We start from the raw sequence: 12,884 nt of genomic DNA, 5'->3' as shown, positions 1-12,884 counted from the left end.
GTTATTTGTCAGACTCTGCACCGCGGACCACCATGGTCCGCAACAGACTTCATCAGAAGAAAGCGCCCGGACTTCCCGGGCCACTCACGGAGGTAGAACAACATGGCACGTGCGGTCGGCATCGACCTCGGGACGACGAACTCCGTCGTCTCGGTCCTCGAGGGTGGCGAACCCACCGTCATCGCAAACGCCGAAGGAGCCCGTACGACGCCGTCTGTCGTCGCCTTCGCCAAGTCCGGAGAGGTCCTCGTCGGCGAGGTCGCCAAGCGTCAGGCGGTCACCAACGTCGACCGCACGATCCGCTCGGTCAAGCGCCACATGGGCACCGACTGGAAGGTCGACATCGACGGCAAGGACTTCACGCCGCAGCAGATCAGCGCCTTCGTGCTGCAGAAGCTGAAGCGCGACGCCGAGGCCTACCTGGGCGAGACCGTCACCGACGCGGTGATCACCGTGCCGGCGTACTTCTCCGACGCGCAGCGCCAGGCGACCAAGGAGGCCGGCGAGATCGCCGGCCTGAACGTCAGCCGGATCGTCAACGAGCCGACCGCCGCGGCGCTCGCCTACGGCCTGGACAAGGGCGACTCCGACCAGACGATCCTGGTCTTCGACCTCGGTGGCGGCACGTTCGACGTCTCCCTGCTCGAGATCGGCGAGGGCGTCGTCGAGGTGAAGGCCACCAGCGGTGACAACCACCTCGGTGGTGACGACTGGGACCAGAAGGTCGTCGAGTGGATGACCAAGAAGTTCAAGGACAACAACGGCGTCGACCTGGCCGCCGACAAGATCGCCCTGCAGCGACTCCAGGAGGCCGCGGAGAAGGCCAAGATCGAGCTCTCCAGCTCGGCCGAGACCACCATCCACCTGCCGTACATCACCCACGGCGAGTCCGGCCCGCTGCACTTCGAGGAGAAGCTCACCCGCGCCGAGTTCCAGAAGCTGACCTCGGACCTGCTCGAGCGCACCAAGAAGCCGTTCCAGCAGGTCCTCAAGGACGGCGGCGTCGCGGTCTCCAACATCGACCACGTGGTCCTCGTCGGCGGCTCGACCCGGATGCCCGCGGTCACCGATGTCGTCAAGGAGCTGCTCGGCGGCAAGGAGCCCAACAAGGGCGTCAACCCGGACGAGGTCGTCGCCGTCGGCGCCGCGCTCCAGGCCGGCGTGCTCAAGGGCGAGGTCAAGGACGTGCTGCTCCTCGACGTCACCCCGCTGAGCCTCGGCATCGAGACCAAGGGCGGCGTGATGACCACCCTGATCGAGCGGAACACCACGATCCCGACGAAGCGCTCGGAGATCTTCACCACCGCCGACGACAACCAGCCGTCGGTGGAGATCAAGGTCGCCCAGGGCGAGCGCCAGATGTGGGCGCAGAACCAGGCGCTCGGCAACTTCGAGCTGACCGGCCTGCCGCCGGCCCCGCGTGGCGTCCCGAAGGTCGAGGTCACGTTCGACATCGACGCCGACGGCATCGTGCACGTCACGGCCAAGGACCAGGGCACCGGCAAGGAGCAGTCGATGACGATCTCCGGCGGCAGTGCGCTGTCGAAGGACGACATCCAGCGGATGGTGGCCGACGCCGAGCAGTATGCCGAGGAGGACGCCAAGCGTCGCGAGGCCGTCGAGGTCCGCAACCAGGCCGACAGCCTCGTCTACTCGACCGAGAAGTTCCTCTCCGAGAACGACGAGAAGCTGCCCGAGGAGGTCAAGACCGAGGTCCAGGCCGACGTCGACGCCCTGAAGGCGCTGCTCGAGGACGAGAACGCCGAGGCGGACGCGCTGAACGCGGCCATCACCAAGCTGGGCGAGTCGAGCCAGAAGATGGGCGCGGCTCTCTACGCGGCCTCCGAGGCCGAGGGTGCCGAGAGCGCCGAGTCGGCCGACGCCGCGGGCGAGGACGACGACGTCGTCGACGCCGAGATCGTGGACGAGCCGGTCGAGGGCGCCGAGGACGAGTCCAAGTGACCTCGGACGTCCCCTTCGAGGGTGGGGAGCCGGCCGAGCCGGCTCCCCACGTCGAGGTCCCCGACGACATCTCCGGCATCGACAACCTGCTCGAGGAGGGCGGGCCGTTGGAGCCGCAGGACATCGCCGACGTCGAGGGCGTGGTCCTGGACCCGCTCGAGGCTGCTCAGCAGGAGGCGGCCGAGCGGACCGCGGACCTGCAGCGGCTCCAGGCGGAGTTCCTCAACTACAAGCGCCGGGTCGACCGGGACCGCGACCTGGTGCGCGAGAACGCCGTCTTCGCGGTGCTGGTGCCGATGCTCGACGTGCTCGACAACATCGACCGGGCTCGCGAGGCCGGCGAGCTCGAAGGTGGTTTCAAGGGCGTTGCCGAGCACCTCGAGCGGATCGTGGCCGGCCTCGGCCTGACCCGGTTCGGCGAGCCGGGCGACGCCTTCGACCCGACCCTGCACGAGGCCCTGTCGCACGTCGGCACGGACCCCGAGGTCGAGGTCGCGACGGCCAAGCACATCGCCAAGGCCGGCTACCGGATGGGCGACCGGGTGGTGCGAGCAGCGCAGGTGCTGGTCGTCGACCCGGAGAACGAGAACTGATCGGACGTCGAGCCTGTCGAGACGCGGTGCGAAAGTGCATCTCGACAGGCTCGATGTCCGGATGACCCCGAGAGGAGGGGTGGATGAGCAACGCTGACTGGGCGAACAAGGACTTCTACAAGGTCCTCGGTGTCGACAAGGACGCCGACCAGGGCGTGATCAAGAAGGCCTACCGCAAGCTCGCCCGCGAGAACCACCCCGACTCCAAGCCGGGGGACAGCGTCGCGGAGGACCGCTTCAAGCAGGTCGCCGAGGCGTACGACGTCGTCGGCGACGCCGGCAAGCGCAAGGAGTACGACGAGATGCGCGCGCTGTACGCGGGCGGTTTCGGCGGGCACCCGAACTTCGGCGGCCAGCCGGGCGGGAACTTCGGGGGGCAGGGCGGCTTCGACATCTCCGACCTCCTCGGCGGGTTCTTCGGCGGTGGTGGCGGTGGTGCGCCGCGCAACCAGCGCCGGGCGACGCGAGGGTCCGACCTCGAGACCGAGGCCACGATCTCCTTCACCGATGCGCTCGACGGCACCACCATCTCGTTGCGGCTCTCCGCGGAGTCCGCCTGCGAGACCTGCCGGGGGACCGGTGGCAAGCCGGGGACCAAGCCGCACGTCTGCCCGACCTGTGGCGGCGCCGGCATGGTCGTGAACAACATGGGCGGTGGTTTCGCCATGAACGAGACCTGCCCCGAGTGCCACGGCCACCAGGTCGTCTACGACGAGGCGTGCCCCACGTGCCGCGGGTCGGGCCGGGGCACCTCCAGCAGGACGATCCAGGCGCGGCTGCCCGCCGGCGTCAAGGACGGCCAGCGGATCAGGCTCAAGGGCAAGGGTGCGCCCGGGGAGTCCGGCGGTCCGGCCGGCGACCTCTTCGTCAGCGTCCGCGTCGCCGCCCACCCGATCTTCGGGCGCAAGGGCGACAGCCTGACGCTGACCGCGCCGGTGTCGTTCGACGAGGCCGCGCTCGGTGCGCAGATCACGGTGCCGGTGCTCGGCGGCACCCCGGTGACGCTGCGGATCGCGCCGGGCACGCCGACCGGGCGGGTGCTCCGCGTCCGCGGCCGGGGCGTCACCGGCAAGGGCGGGGTCAAGGGCGACCTGCTGGTGACCGTCGAGGTGCAGGTGCCGAGCGAGCTCAACGCCGCCGCCCGGGAAGCGCTGCTGGCCTATCGTGAAGCCACCAGCGGAGACGACCCGCGCGCGGGCCTGGTGGACGGGAGCTGATGATGCCGCGATCGGGAGCAACCCCGGGTGGCCGAGGCCCCGGCCCGGCGACGCCGGTCTACGTGATCAGCGTCGCGGCCGAGCTCACCGGCCTGCACCCGCAGACCCTGCGCCAGTACGACCGGATCGGCCTGGTCTCGCCCGGGCGGACCGGGGGCGGCGGTCGGCGCTACTCGCTCAACGACATCGAGGCGCTCCGGGTCGTCGCCGAGCTGACGGCCGCCGGCATCGGCCTCGAAGGCGTACGCCGGATCATCGACCTGGAGAACCAGGTGCTGGCGCTGCGCGCGCGCAACGCCGAGCTGCTCGAGCGGGCCCGCGCGTTGCAGGCAGCGCTCGACCAGACCGCCGCGGCGCTGGCCGAGCGCCGACCCAACCTTCCGGCGATTCGACCGCCGGGGACGTTGCACCGGTTGCTGTAGGGCGCGCGGCCCAGGCTCCTCCGCCCTGCTCGGGGTGGCCCCGTTCCGCTGCTCCGGGACCGTTTTCGGACCAAATCGGCGCATTGGGACCCCGAATCGGTCCGTTGGCTGGCGAGCAGTGACTGAACCTGCTCCAAGCCGTTAGTGTCAGCGACTATCTCGTAAGGGACCGAACGCGACGATTGCGGGGAACAGTGGCGGCGTTGGAGACTGACTGGTTCTTCCGTGACGTGGACCTGCACGGCTGGATCCACATCGCGACGATTCCGGTGTTCACCGGCGTGATCGGTTTCCTGATCAACTGGACCGGCCTGATCATGCTGTTCTCGCCGGTGCGGTTCTACGGCTTCTCGGTCCCCGGGCTCAAGCAGCTGGCGCGAGTCCTGCCGCGGAAGCTGCAGGAGGTTCCCGGCATCCTGCAGGGCGGGGTCGGCTGGCAGGGCATCGTCCCGGCGCGTGCGGCGAAGATGGGCAGCATCGCGGTCGACAAGGCGATCACCAAGCTGGGCACGCCCGGTGAGTTCTACCAGCAGCTCGAGCCGGACCAGATCGCCGAGCACATCGTCAGCGTCTTCGAGCCCGACATGCCGCGGATGATCGAGGACATCATGGCCCGCGAGCACCCGAACCTCTGGCGCGACCTCCCGCGGCCGGCCCGGCAGGCGATCATCGCCCGGGTCCAGCTGCAGATGCCGACGGTGGTGCACGGCATCACCGACGAGATCGGCGTGCACATCGACCAGCTCCTCGATCCGAAGATCATGGTGATCGACCACTTCGAGGCGAACCCGGCGCTCGTCGTCCGGATCTTCCGGGACTTCGGTCAGAAGGAGCTGAACCTGATGGTGGCCTTCGGGTTCATCTTCGGCTTCCTGCTCGGCATCCCGGTGGCCATGGTCGACCACTGGTTCGGACTCTGGTGGCTGCTGCCGATCCTCGGCATCATCGTCGGCTGGGTGACCAACGCGCTCGGCATGTGGCTGATCTTCGAGCCGCCCGAGCCGAAGCGGATCCTCGGGATCACCTGGCACGGCCTCTTCCTGCGGCGCCAGGACGAGGCCGCCGAGGTCTACGCGCAGATCATCGCGGACGACGTGATCACCCTGGAGCGGATCGGTGACTTCCTGCTCGACGGGCCGCGCGGCGACCGCACCCGGCAGATGATCGCCACCGCGATGCTGCCGGCGATCGACCAGGCGGCCGGGCCGGTGCGCGGCGCCGTACGGATCGCGATCGGCTCGAAGCGCTTCGACAACATCCGGGACGCCGTCGCTGCCGAAGCCGTCGACCGGACCATCACGCCGTTCCGCGATCCCGAGTTCAGCAAGCGCCAGGCCGACAAGATCCGGACGCTGGTCGCGGCCCGGACCAAGGAGCTGCCGCCGCGCGACTTCGTCGACATGATGCGCTCGGCGATCAAAGAGGACGAGTGGATGCTCTACGCCCATGGCGCGATCATGGGATTCGCCGGTGGGGTCATCCACCTGGCGCTCTTCGGGGTAGGGGGAAAGTGAACACCAACGGGAACGACCGCACGGAACGAGATCGCGCGCCCGCCGTCTGGGAGGGCGCGGCCGACGCGCTGCCCGGGGTGGCCCGGATCGCCGGTACGGCGTGGCTGCGGTCCGCGTCCTGGGCGGCCGGCTCCAGCGCCCGCTCGGCGCGCAACCTCGCGCGCGCGTTGACGGATCCCACCGCGGCCGGCGAGCTGGTCCGCGGTGTCGCCACCGATCTCGCCGACGCCACCCGGGCGATCTCCACGGTGGCCGCCAAGGTCTCCAGCGGCGTACCGATCCCGATGGCGTTGTTCGAGGCCAGCGTGACGCTGACGTCGGTGATGACGCCCGAGGAGCCGGAGCGCCAGCGCGAGCTGTCGTTGCGCGAGCGCGGCGAGGACCTGCTGCGGCGCTCGCGGGACGTGTGGAGCGAGGACGTGGCGCACCCGGCGTACGGACGGATCCTCGACGAGGTCGCTCCCGACGAGGCCCGGATCCTGATGCTGTTGCTCCGCGGCGGCCCGCAGCCCTCGGTCGACGTCCGCACCGGCGGGCCGGTCGGGATGGTCAGCTCGTCGCTGCTCTCCGCCGGCCTGACGATGATCGGCCCGCGCGCCGGCGTCCGCTACCTCGACGAGGTGCCGGCCTACCTGAACAACCTTTTCCGGCTCGGCCTGATCTGGTTCTCCCGCGAGCAGCTCGAGGACCCCCTGGAGTACCAGGTCGTGGAGGCGCAGCCCGACGTGCTCGAGGCGATGCACTCGGTCCGGTTCGCGAAGGTGATCCGGCGCTCGATCCACCTGACGCCGTTCGGGACCGATTTCTGCAAGACCTGCCTGGTCGACGCCGAGGAGACCAAGGACCTGCCCGAGCACGAGGTCCCGGAGGACTGACGAACGGCCGCCCCCGAGGGAGCGGCCGTGCGTCGAGGCAGGGCTACTTGCTGCTGCGGCCGGCGAGCCGGGTGTGCGGCAGGGTCGCAGCCGGGTTCAGCGTGTCGATCCGGGTCGCGGCGATCTGGATCGGCTCGGAGGGCAGCGTCGAGAAGTTGTTCGTCGCCTCGCAGTGCAGGGCCACCGTGGTGCCGGCCGGCAGCCGGACGATCCCGCTCCCGGTGAGACCGGCGGACACGGAGCCGGGCGCGACCCGGTTCTCCGCGAAGTACGTCGTGCCGCTGCCGGTGTTGCGGAAGAAGTAGCAGGCCGCGTAGCCGCTCGAGGTTCCGGCCAGGTACGCCGAGTAGTCGAGGAGGTAGTTGCCGGCGGGCAGCGGGATGGCGATGTTGGTCGACGACGTCGCGCTGTCGATCGCCGTGGTCCAGACCCAGGACGTCGTCTTGAGCTGTGACGAGTCGAGGCCGTCGACCCGGTCGGCGTTGAGGTTGACGACCTTCCCCTTGCCGTTGACGGCGAGGGGCGCGTTGGCGGTGGACTTGGTCTTGACCTGGAGGCCGGTGCCCGGGGTGGTGCGGGTGATCGAGGTCATCTTGGAGGCGGTGTTGATCTTGCCGGCCAGGATCGCCTTGCCGGTGGTGGCGAGTGCGACGGTGTTGGCGGCGAGGACCAGCACGGTGACCGCGCCGATCACGGTGAGCAGGGTCGTGAGCTTGGAGCGCATGGGAGTCCCGATCTTGTTGGTGGGGCGGACTCTCCATCGTGATCGGGGGCCACCGCGCGCAACAGTCGGGTTTCCGCTCGTTCGTCAGCGGATCAGGGACGGGGCCAGGGCCTGCCTTCGCGGTCCTCGATCGAGGTGTTCAGCTTCGCCAGCAGGCGGTGCAGCTGATCGACGTCGTCCGGGTCCCAGGTGGCGAGCAGCTGGCTGATGTGGCCGCGCTTGACGTTCCGGTCGCGTTCCAGCAGCTCGAGACCGGTCCTGGTCGGCTGCAGCAGCTGGGCGACTCCGCCCGCCGGATCCGCGACCCGTTCGACGAGGCCCTTGTGGCGCAGCGCGGCGATCTGCCGGTTCACCGTGGAGATGTCCAGGCGGAACGCCTCGGCCAGCTGCTTGAGCGTCATCGCCCCGACCTCCAGGCGGCAGAGCAGCTGGTAGCCGGATCGGTCCAGGCCCAGGTCGGGGGCGTGCTGGGCCGAGCTCAGCTGGTGGCGCGCCAGCAGGGTGAGCTCCAGCTCGAGGACGCGGACCGTCGAGGCGATGTCGGTCGTGGTCGGCACTGTGACGCTCCTCTCGTGGGCACCTGGATGTGCATAGTACACACGATGTGTACGATACACATCGGTACGGCGCGCTCAGCCGCGGTGCCTCCGCTGCTTGGAAGGACCCTGATGACGCAGACCGCGTCCGCCCCGATCGGACTCGACCCGGACCGGAAGGTCGCGCACCCCACCGCGATCGTCGCGATCGGGTGCTTCTGCGGCATCGTCGTCGCCCTGACCCAGACGATGATCGTCCCGCTGGTCCCGCTGCTCCCGAGCCTGCTGCACACCTCGGCCGCGAACGCCTCCTGGGCGGTGACGGCGACGCTGCTCACCGCGGCGGTGATGATGCCGATCTCCGGTCGCCTCGGCGACATGGTCGGCAAGCGGCTGATGCTGGTGCTCAGCCTGGCGGCGCTGGTGATCGGCTCGGTGCTCTGCGCACTCTCGGACAGCCTGCTGCCGATGGTCGTGGGGCGCGGTCTCCAGGGCGTCTCGATGGGGGCGATCGCCCTCGGGATCAGCATCATGCGCGACGAGCTCCCGGCGGACCGGGTCGGCCCCGCCGTGGCCCGGATGAGCGCCACCCTCGGCGTCGGCGGTGCGATCGGGCTCCCGGTCGCCGCGGTCATCGTCGAGAAGGCCAACTGGCACGCACTGTTCTGGATCGCTGCCGGGCTCGGCGCGCTCTGCCTGATCGCCGTCCTCGCCGTCGTCCCGGAGTCCCCGGTGCGCACCCCCGCACGGTTCGACGTCCTCGGCGCGATCGGCCTGGCCTCCGGTCTGGTGATGCTCCTGCTCGCGATCAGCAAGGGCGGCGACTGGGGCTGGGGCGACCACCTCACCCTCGGCCTGCTCCTCGGCTCGCTCGTGGTGTTCGCGATCTGGACCTCGTGGGAGCTGCGCGTCGCGGCACCGCTGGTGGACCTCCGTACGACGGCGCGGCCGCAGGTGCTCTTCACCAACGTCGCCTCGATCGGCGCCGGCTTCGCGATGTACGGGATGTCGCTGGTGCCGATCCAGCTGCTGCTCGCCCCGGAGGCGACCGGCTACGGATCCGGCCTCACCCTGATCCAGGCGGGCCTGGTGCTGATGCCCGGCGGCCTGATGATGTACCTCTTCTCCGGCATCGGCGCCCGGATCACCGCCGCTCGCGGTCCGCGCGCGGCCCTGATGACCGGCGTGGCGATCATCGCCGTCGGCTACGTCGTGCTGCTCTTCCTGCGCGCCGAGTGGTGGCAGATCTCGATCGCCGGTGCGATCACGAGCGCCGGGGTCGGTGTCGCGTACGCCGCGATGCCGGCGCTGATCATGGGCGCGGTGCCGGTCCACGAGACCGCGGCGGCCAATGGACTCAACGCGCTGATGCGCTCGGTCGGGACCTCGCTCTCCGCCGCGGTCGTCGGCACCGTGCTGGCTCACCAGACCGTCCGGCTCGGCGCGATCGAGCTTCCCTCCGAGCGGGGGTTCACGATCGTGGTCCTGATCTCGCTCGCTGCCTCGGCCGTCGCCCTGGCGCTCACGCTCGCCATTCCCCGCCGTACCCCGGCCTAGGTCCGTCCCCTCGGATCGGGCCTCTTGAACGGACCAATTGGGCCGATTCAACGGGGAAAGTTGAGGGGAATGGACTCAACTTTGGTTGCGTTGCACTGGTGACGGGCGGATCGAAGTCCGTCACGATGGAGCACACGGAGCCCTGGAGGGGGAGTTCATGGACGGGTCGAAGTTCACCTCGCGCAGCGTCGAGGCGATCAACGCCGCGCAGACCGCCGCAGTCGCGGCCGGGAACGCGCAGCTGGAGCCGGCGCACCTGGCGTTCGCGCTGCTCCGCCAGGACGGCGGCATCACCCCGAGCCTGCTGGCGAAGGCGGGGGTCGACGCGGGTGCGCTCGGCGCCGCCGTCGACGAGCTGACGGTCCGGCTGCCCAGCGCCTCCGGCGCGACCGTCGCGACGCCGACTGCGTCGCCCGCACTGACCCGGGTCTTCGCGAAGGCGATCGAGGTCGCCGCCGAGATGTCCGACGAGTACGTCGCCACCGAGCACCTGCTGCTCGCGCTGGCGGTGGTGGACAGCCCCGTCAAGGAGGCGCTCGCCCGGGCCGGCCTGACCGAGTCGGCGCTGCGGGAGGCGATCGGCGCCGTTCGCGGCAACCGCAGGGTCACCAGTCCGGACGCCGAGGCGTCGTACGAGGCGCTGGAGAAGTACGCCGTCGACCTGACCGCGCAGGCCGAGGCGGGCAAGCTCGACCCGGTGATCGGCCGGGACGCGGAGATCCGCCGCGTCGTGCAGGTGCTCTCCCGCCGTACCAAGAACAACCCGGTGCTGATCGGTGAGCCCGGCGTCGGCAAGACCGCCGTCGTCGAGGGCCTCGCCCAGCGGATCGTCGACGGCGACGTACCGGACTCCCTCAAGGGTCGCCGGCTGCTCAGCCTCGACCTGGCCGCGATGGTGGCCGGCGCGAAGTACCGCGGCGAGTTCGAGGAGCGGCTCAAGGCCGTCCTCGAGGAGATCAAGTCCTCCGAGGGCCAGGTGATCACGTTCATCGACGAGCTGCACACTGTCGTCGGCGCGGGTGCCAGCGGCGACTCCGCGATGGACGCCGGCAACATGCTCAAGCCGATGCTCGCCCGCGGTGAGCTGCGGCTGATCGGCGCCACCACCCTCGACGAGTACCGCGAACGGATCGAGAAGGACCCGGCCCTGGAGCGCCGCTTCCAGCAGGTCTTCGTCGGCGAGCCGACGGTCACCGACACCGTCGCGATCCTGCGCGGGCTCCAGGAGAAGTACCAGGCGCACCACGGCGTGAAGATCACCGACGCCGCCCTGGTCGCGGCCGCGATGCTCTCGGACCGCTACATCACCGGGCGGCAGCTGCCGGACAAGGCGATCGACCTGATCGACGAGGCCGCGTCGCGGCTGCGGATGGAGATCGAGTCCTCGCCGGTCGAGATCGACCAGCTGCGCCGCTCCGTCGACCGGATGCGGATGGAGCAGCTGGCGCTGGCCCGCGAGTCCGACGAGGCCTCGAAGGATCGGCTGGAGAAGCTGCGCGTCGACCTGGCCGACGCCGAGGAGGAGCTGCGCAGCCTCGAGGCTCGCTGGGAGCGGGAGAAGACCGCGCTCGAGGGGTCGGGTGAGCTGCGCAAGCAGATCGACGCCCTCCGGGTGGAGGCCGACCGGCTCCAGCGCGACGGCGACCTGGCGCAGGCCTCCGAGATCCTCTACGGCCGGATCCCGACGCTGGAGAAGCAGATCGAGGCCAGTGAGGGCCACGAGGTCGTCGAGAACCCGATGGTCTCCGAGGAGGTCGGTCCCGGCGAGATCGCCGAGGTGGTCGAGGCCTGGACCGGCATCCCCACCGGGCGGCTGCTGGAGGGCGAGACCGCCAAGCTGCTCCGGATGGAGGAGATCATCGGCGAGCGGCTGATCGGGCAGGCGGCCGCGGTGACCGCGGTCTCCGACGCCGTGCGACGCTCGCGGGCCGGCATCTCCGACCCCGACCGGCCGACCGGGAGCTTCCTGTTCCTCGGCCCGACGGGTGTCGGCAAGACCGAGCTCGCCAAGTCGCTGGCCGACTTCCTCTTCGACGACGAGCGCGCGATCGTCCGGATCGACATGAGCGAGTACTCCGAGAAGCACTCGGTCTCGCGGCTGGTCGGCGCACCTCCGGGCTACGTCGGCTACGACGAGGGCGGTCAGCTCACCGAGGCCGTCCGGCGCCGTCCGTACTCGGTGGTGCTGCTCGACGAGGTCGAGAAGGCGCACCCGGAGGTCTTCGACATCCTGCTGCAGGTGCTCGACGACGGCCGGCTCACCGACGGGCAGGGCCGCACCGTCGACTTCCGCAACGTGCTGCTGATCCTGACCAGCAACCTGGGTTCGCAGTTCCTGGTCGACCCGCTGCTCGACGAGGACGCCAAGCGCGACTCGGTGATGGCGGTCGTGCGGCAGGCGTTCAAGCCGGAGTTCCTGAACCGGCTCGACGAGGTGGTCATGTTCGACGCCCTCGGCAAGGACGAGCTGGCGCACATCGTCGACCTGCAGCTGGCGGCCTTCGATGCCCGCCTGGCGCCGCGCCGGATCACCGTCACGGTGACCGACTCCGCGCGGCTCTGGCTGACCGACCACGGCTACGACCCGGCGTACGGCGCCCGGCCGTTGCGCCGGCTGGTGCAGACGGCCATCGGCGACCCGCTGGCCCGGATGCTGATCGGCGGCGCGGTGGGCGACGGGCAGCACGTGGTGGTGGACTCCGAAGGCGAGGGCCTGGCGCTGCGCGTCACCGGCTGACCTCGGACGCGGATGGTCCGAACGGGCTACTGACCAGGCCCGTTCGGGCCAGTAGCGTCGCGAGGGTGAAGAACCTTCTCGGTGTCTCGGTCCTGGCCGCTTCCCTGTTCCTCGGTGCCTGCGGCAGCGACGATCCCGCTGCCGAGCCGGACCCCGGCTCCACGACGGCACCGACCACCCCGGCCTCGACCGGCCCGTCCTCCGGGCCGTCCACGGGATCGTCGACCGACCCTGCCCCGAGCGACGGAGCGTCCCCGACCGGGGACGGCGACCTGGACTGCCTGATCGCGGGCAGTCCCTGGCGGGTCAGTACGACGGACCTCGCCAGCCAGTTCGCGGGCGTGATGCGCGGCATCAACGTCACCAGCACCCGGATCGCCGGCAACCAGACGCTGACGGTCGGTGCCGACCTGCGGGCGACCTTCGCCGACAACACGACCACCACGGTCAAGGTCGCCATGGGCAACGGGCTGACGATGGTGATGGTGCAGAAGCACCGCGGTCAGTCGTCGGGCCGGCTGCGTGCCTCCACCGGCAAGCTGGTCGGGTACGGCTGGACCGGTCGGATCCGCGGCAACACCAAGGTCACCATCAACGGCCGCGCCGCCGAGGCGCCGTTCTCGATGCCGGCCGGCAGCATCGGCGACCACCCGATGACCTACGACTGCTCGGGCGCGACGATGAACCTGAGCGTCGAGGGCTCGCCGTTCCAGTACCTCTTCAAGTCCAGCTGACCGCGAGCGCGCG

11 protein-coding genes are annotated in these 12,884 nt (G+C 70.2%); 9 read left to right on the top strand and 2 right to left on the bottom strand.

Annotation, left to right across the window (positions count from 1 at the left end; genetic code table 11):
• Positions 1-102 precede the first annotated feature (102 nt).
• The 6 genes from dnaK (at position 103) to EFK50_RS19190 (ending at position 6,583) form a co-directional block, all read left to right on the top strand.
• Positions 103-1,962, top strand: a complete 1,860-nt coding sequence (dnaK, locus tag EFK50_RS19215) for a molecular chaperone DnaK (RefSeq protein ID WP_123229207.1) — start codon at positions 103-105, stop codon at positions 1,960-1,962.
• A complete protein-coding gene (gene grpE / locus EFK50_RS19210) occupies positions 1,959-2,555 on the top strand; it encodes a nucleotide exchange factor GrpE (protein WP_123229206.1) in 597 nt (198 codons plus the stop codon). The genes dnaK and grpE overlap by 4 nt, the downstream gene beginning before the upstream one ends.
• An 83-nt stretch (positions 2,556-2,638) precedes the next feature.
• Positions 2,639-3,772 (top strand): molecular chaperone DnaJ, encoded by a 1,134-nt coding sequence (gene dnaJ, locus EFK50_RS19205; RefSeq protein WP_123229205.1) that lies wholly within the window; start codon positions 2,639-2,641, stop codon positions 3,770-3,772.
• The gene (locus EFK50_RS19200) at positions 3,772-4,194 is read left to right on the top strand and encodes a heat shock protein transcriptional repressor HspR (protein WP_123229204.1); all 423 of its coding nucleotides are present in this window, start codon (positions 3,772-3,774) and stop codon (positions 4,192-4,194) included. The genes dnaJ and EFK50_RS19200 overlap by 1 nt, the downstream gene beginning before the upstream one ends.
• Before the next feature lie 203 nt (positions 4,195-4,397).
• The gene (locus tag EFK50_RS19195; RefSeq protein WP_246004243.1) at positions 4,398-5,708 is read left to right on the top strand and encodes a DUF445 domain-containing protein; all 1,311 of its coding nucleotides are present in this window, start codon (positions 4,398-4,400) and stop codon (positions 5,706-5,708) included.
• The gene (locus EFK50_RS19190) at positions 5,705-6,583 is read left to right on the top strand and encodes an Abi-alpha family protein (protein WP_221177486.1); all 879 of its coding nucleotides are present in this window, start codon (positions 5,705-5,707) and stop codon (positions 6,581-6,583) included. Before EFK50_RS19195 ends, EFK50_RS19190 begins: the two co-directional genes overlap by 4 nt.
• Before the next feature lie 43 nt (positions 6,584-6,626).
• Here EFK50_RS19190 and EFK50_RS19185 read toward each other — a convergent pair whose 3' ends face one another.
• Positions 6,627-7,307 carry a hypothetical protein gene (locus EFK50_RS19185; RefSeq protein WP_123229203.1) on the bottom strand — a complete coding sequence of 227 codons (681 nt, stop codon included), beginning with the start codon at positions 7,305-7,307 and terminating at the stop codon, positions 6,627-6,629.
• A 92-nt stretch (positions 7,308-7,399) separates the two neighbouring features.
• Complete coding sequence (locus EFK50_RS19180) at positions 7,400-7,864, bottom strand: MarR family winged helix-turn-helix transcriptional regulator (protein WP_123229202.1); 465 nt, start codon at positions 7,862-7,864, stop codon at positions 7,400-7,402.
• Positions 7,865-7,975: 111 nt separating this feature from the next.
• Between EFK50_RS19180 and EFK50_RS19175 the strand changes: the two genes are divergently transcribed.
• The 3 genes from EFK50_RS19175 (at position 7,976) to EFK50_RS19165 (ending at position 12,871) form a co-directional block, all read left to right on the top strand.
• A complete protein-coding gene (locus EFK50_RS19175) occupies positions 7,976-9,400 on the top strand; it encodes an MFS transporter (protein ID WP_123229201.1) in 1,425 nt (474 codons plus the stop codon).
• Between the two features lie 157 nt (positions 9,401-9,557).
• Entirely contained in the window at positions 9,558-12,137 is a 2,580-nt protein-coding gene (gene clpB / locus EFK50_RS19170) for an ATP-dependent chaperone ClpB (RefSeq protein ID WP_123229200.1), read from the top strand.
• A 65-nt stretch (positions 12,138-12,202) separates the two neighbouring features.
• Positions 12,203-12,871 carry a hypothetical protein gene (locus EFK50_RS19165; RefSeq protein ID WP_123229199.1) on the top strand — a complete coding sequence of 223 codons (669 nt, stop codon included), beginning with the start codon at positions 12,203-12,205 and terminating at the stop codon, positions 12,869-12,871.
• The last annotated feature ends 13 nt before the right edge of the window (positions 12,872-12,884 follow it).

It is taken from the genome of Nocardioides marmoriginsengisoli (assembly GCF_003725695.1).
GTDB lineage: Bacteria > Actinomycetota > Actinomycetes > Propionibacteriales > Nocardioidaceae > Marmoricola > Marmoricola marmoriginsengisoli.
The sequence above is the reverse complement of the archived record's forward strand: the minus strand, read 5'-3'. Positions and strand labels throughout refer to the sequence as shown.

Excerpts from the sequence above, each read along its gene's own strand:
- dnaJ (WP_123229205.1), top strand. The coding sequence starts at position 2,639 with ATGAGCAACGCTGACTGGGCGAACAAGGACTTCTACAAGGTCCTCGGT.
- dnaK (WP_123229207.1), top strand. The coding sequence starts at position 103 with ATGGCACGTGCGGTCGGCATCGACCTCGGGACGACGAACTCCGTCGTC.
- clpB (WP_123229200.1), top strand. The coding sequence starts at position 9,558 with ATGGACGGGTCGAAGTTCACCTCGCGCAGCGTCGAGGCGATCAACGCC.
- EFK50_RS19175 (WP_123229201.1), top strand. The coding sequence starts at position 7,976 with ATGACGCAGACCGCGTCCGCCCCGATCGGACTCGACCCGGACCGGAAG.
- EFK50_RS19185 (WP_123229203.1), bottom strand. The coding sequence starts at position 7,307 with ATGCGCTCCAAGCTCACGACCCTGCTCACCGTGATCGGCGCGGTCACC.
- EFK50_RS19200 (WP_123229204.1), top strand. The coding sequence starts at position 3,772 with ATGATGCCGCGATCGGGAGCAACCCCGGGTGGCCGAGGCCCCGGCCCG.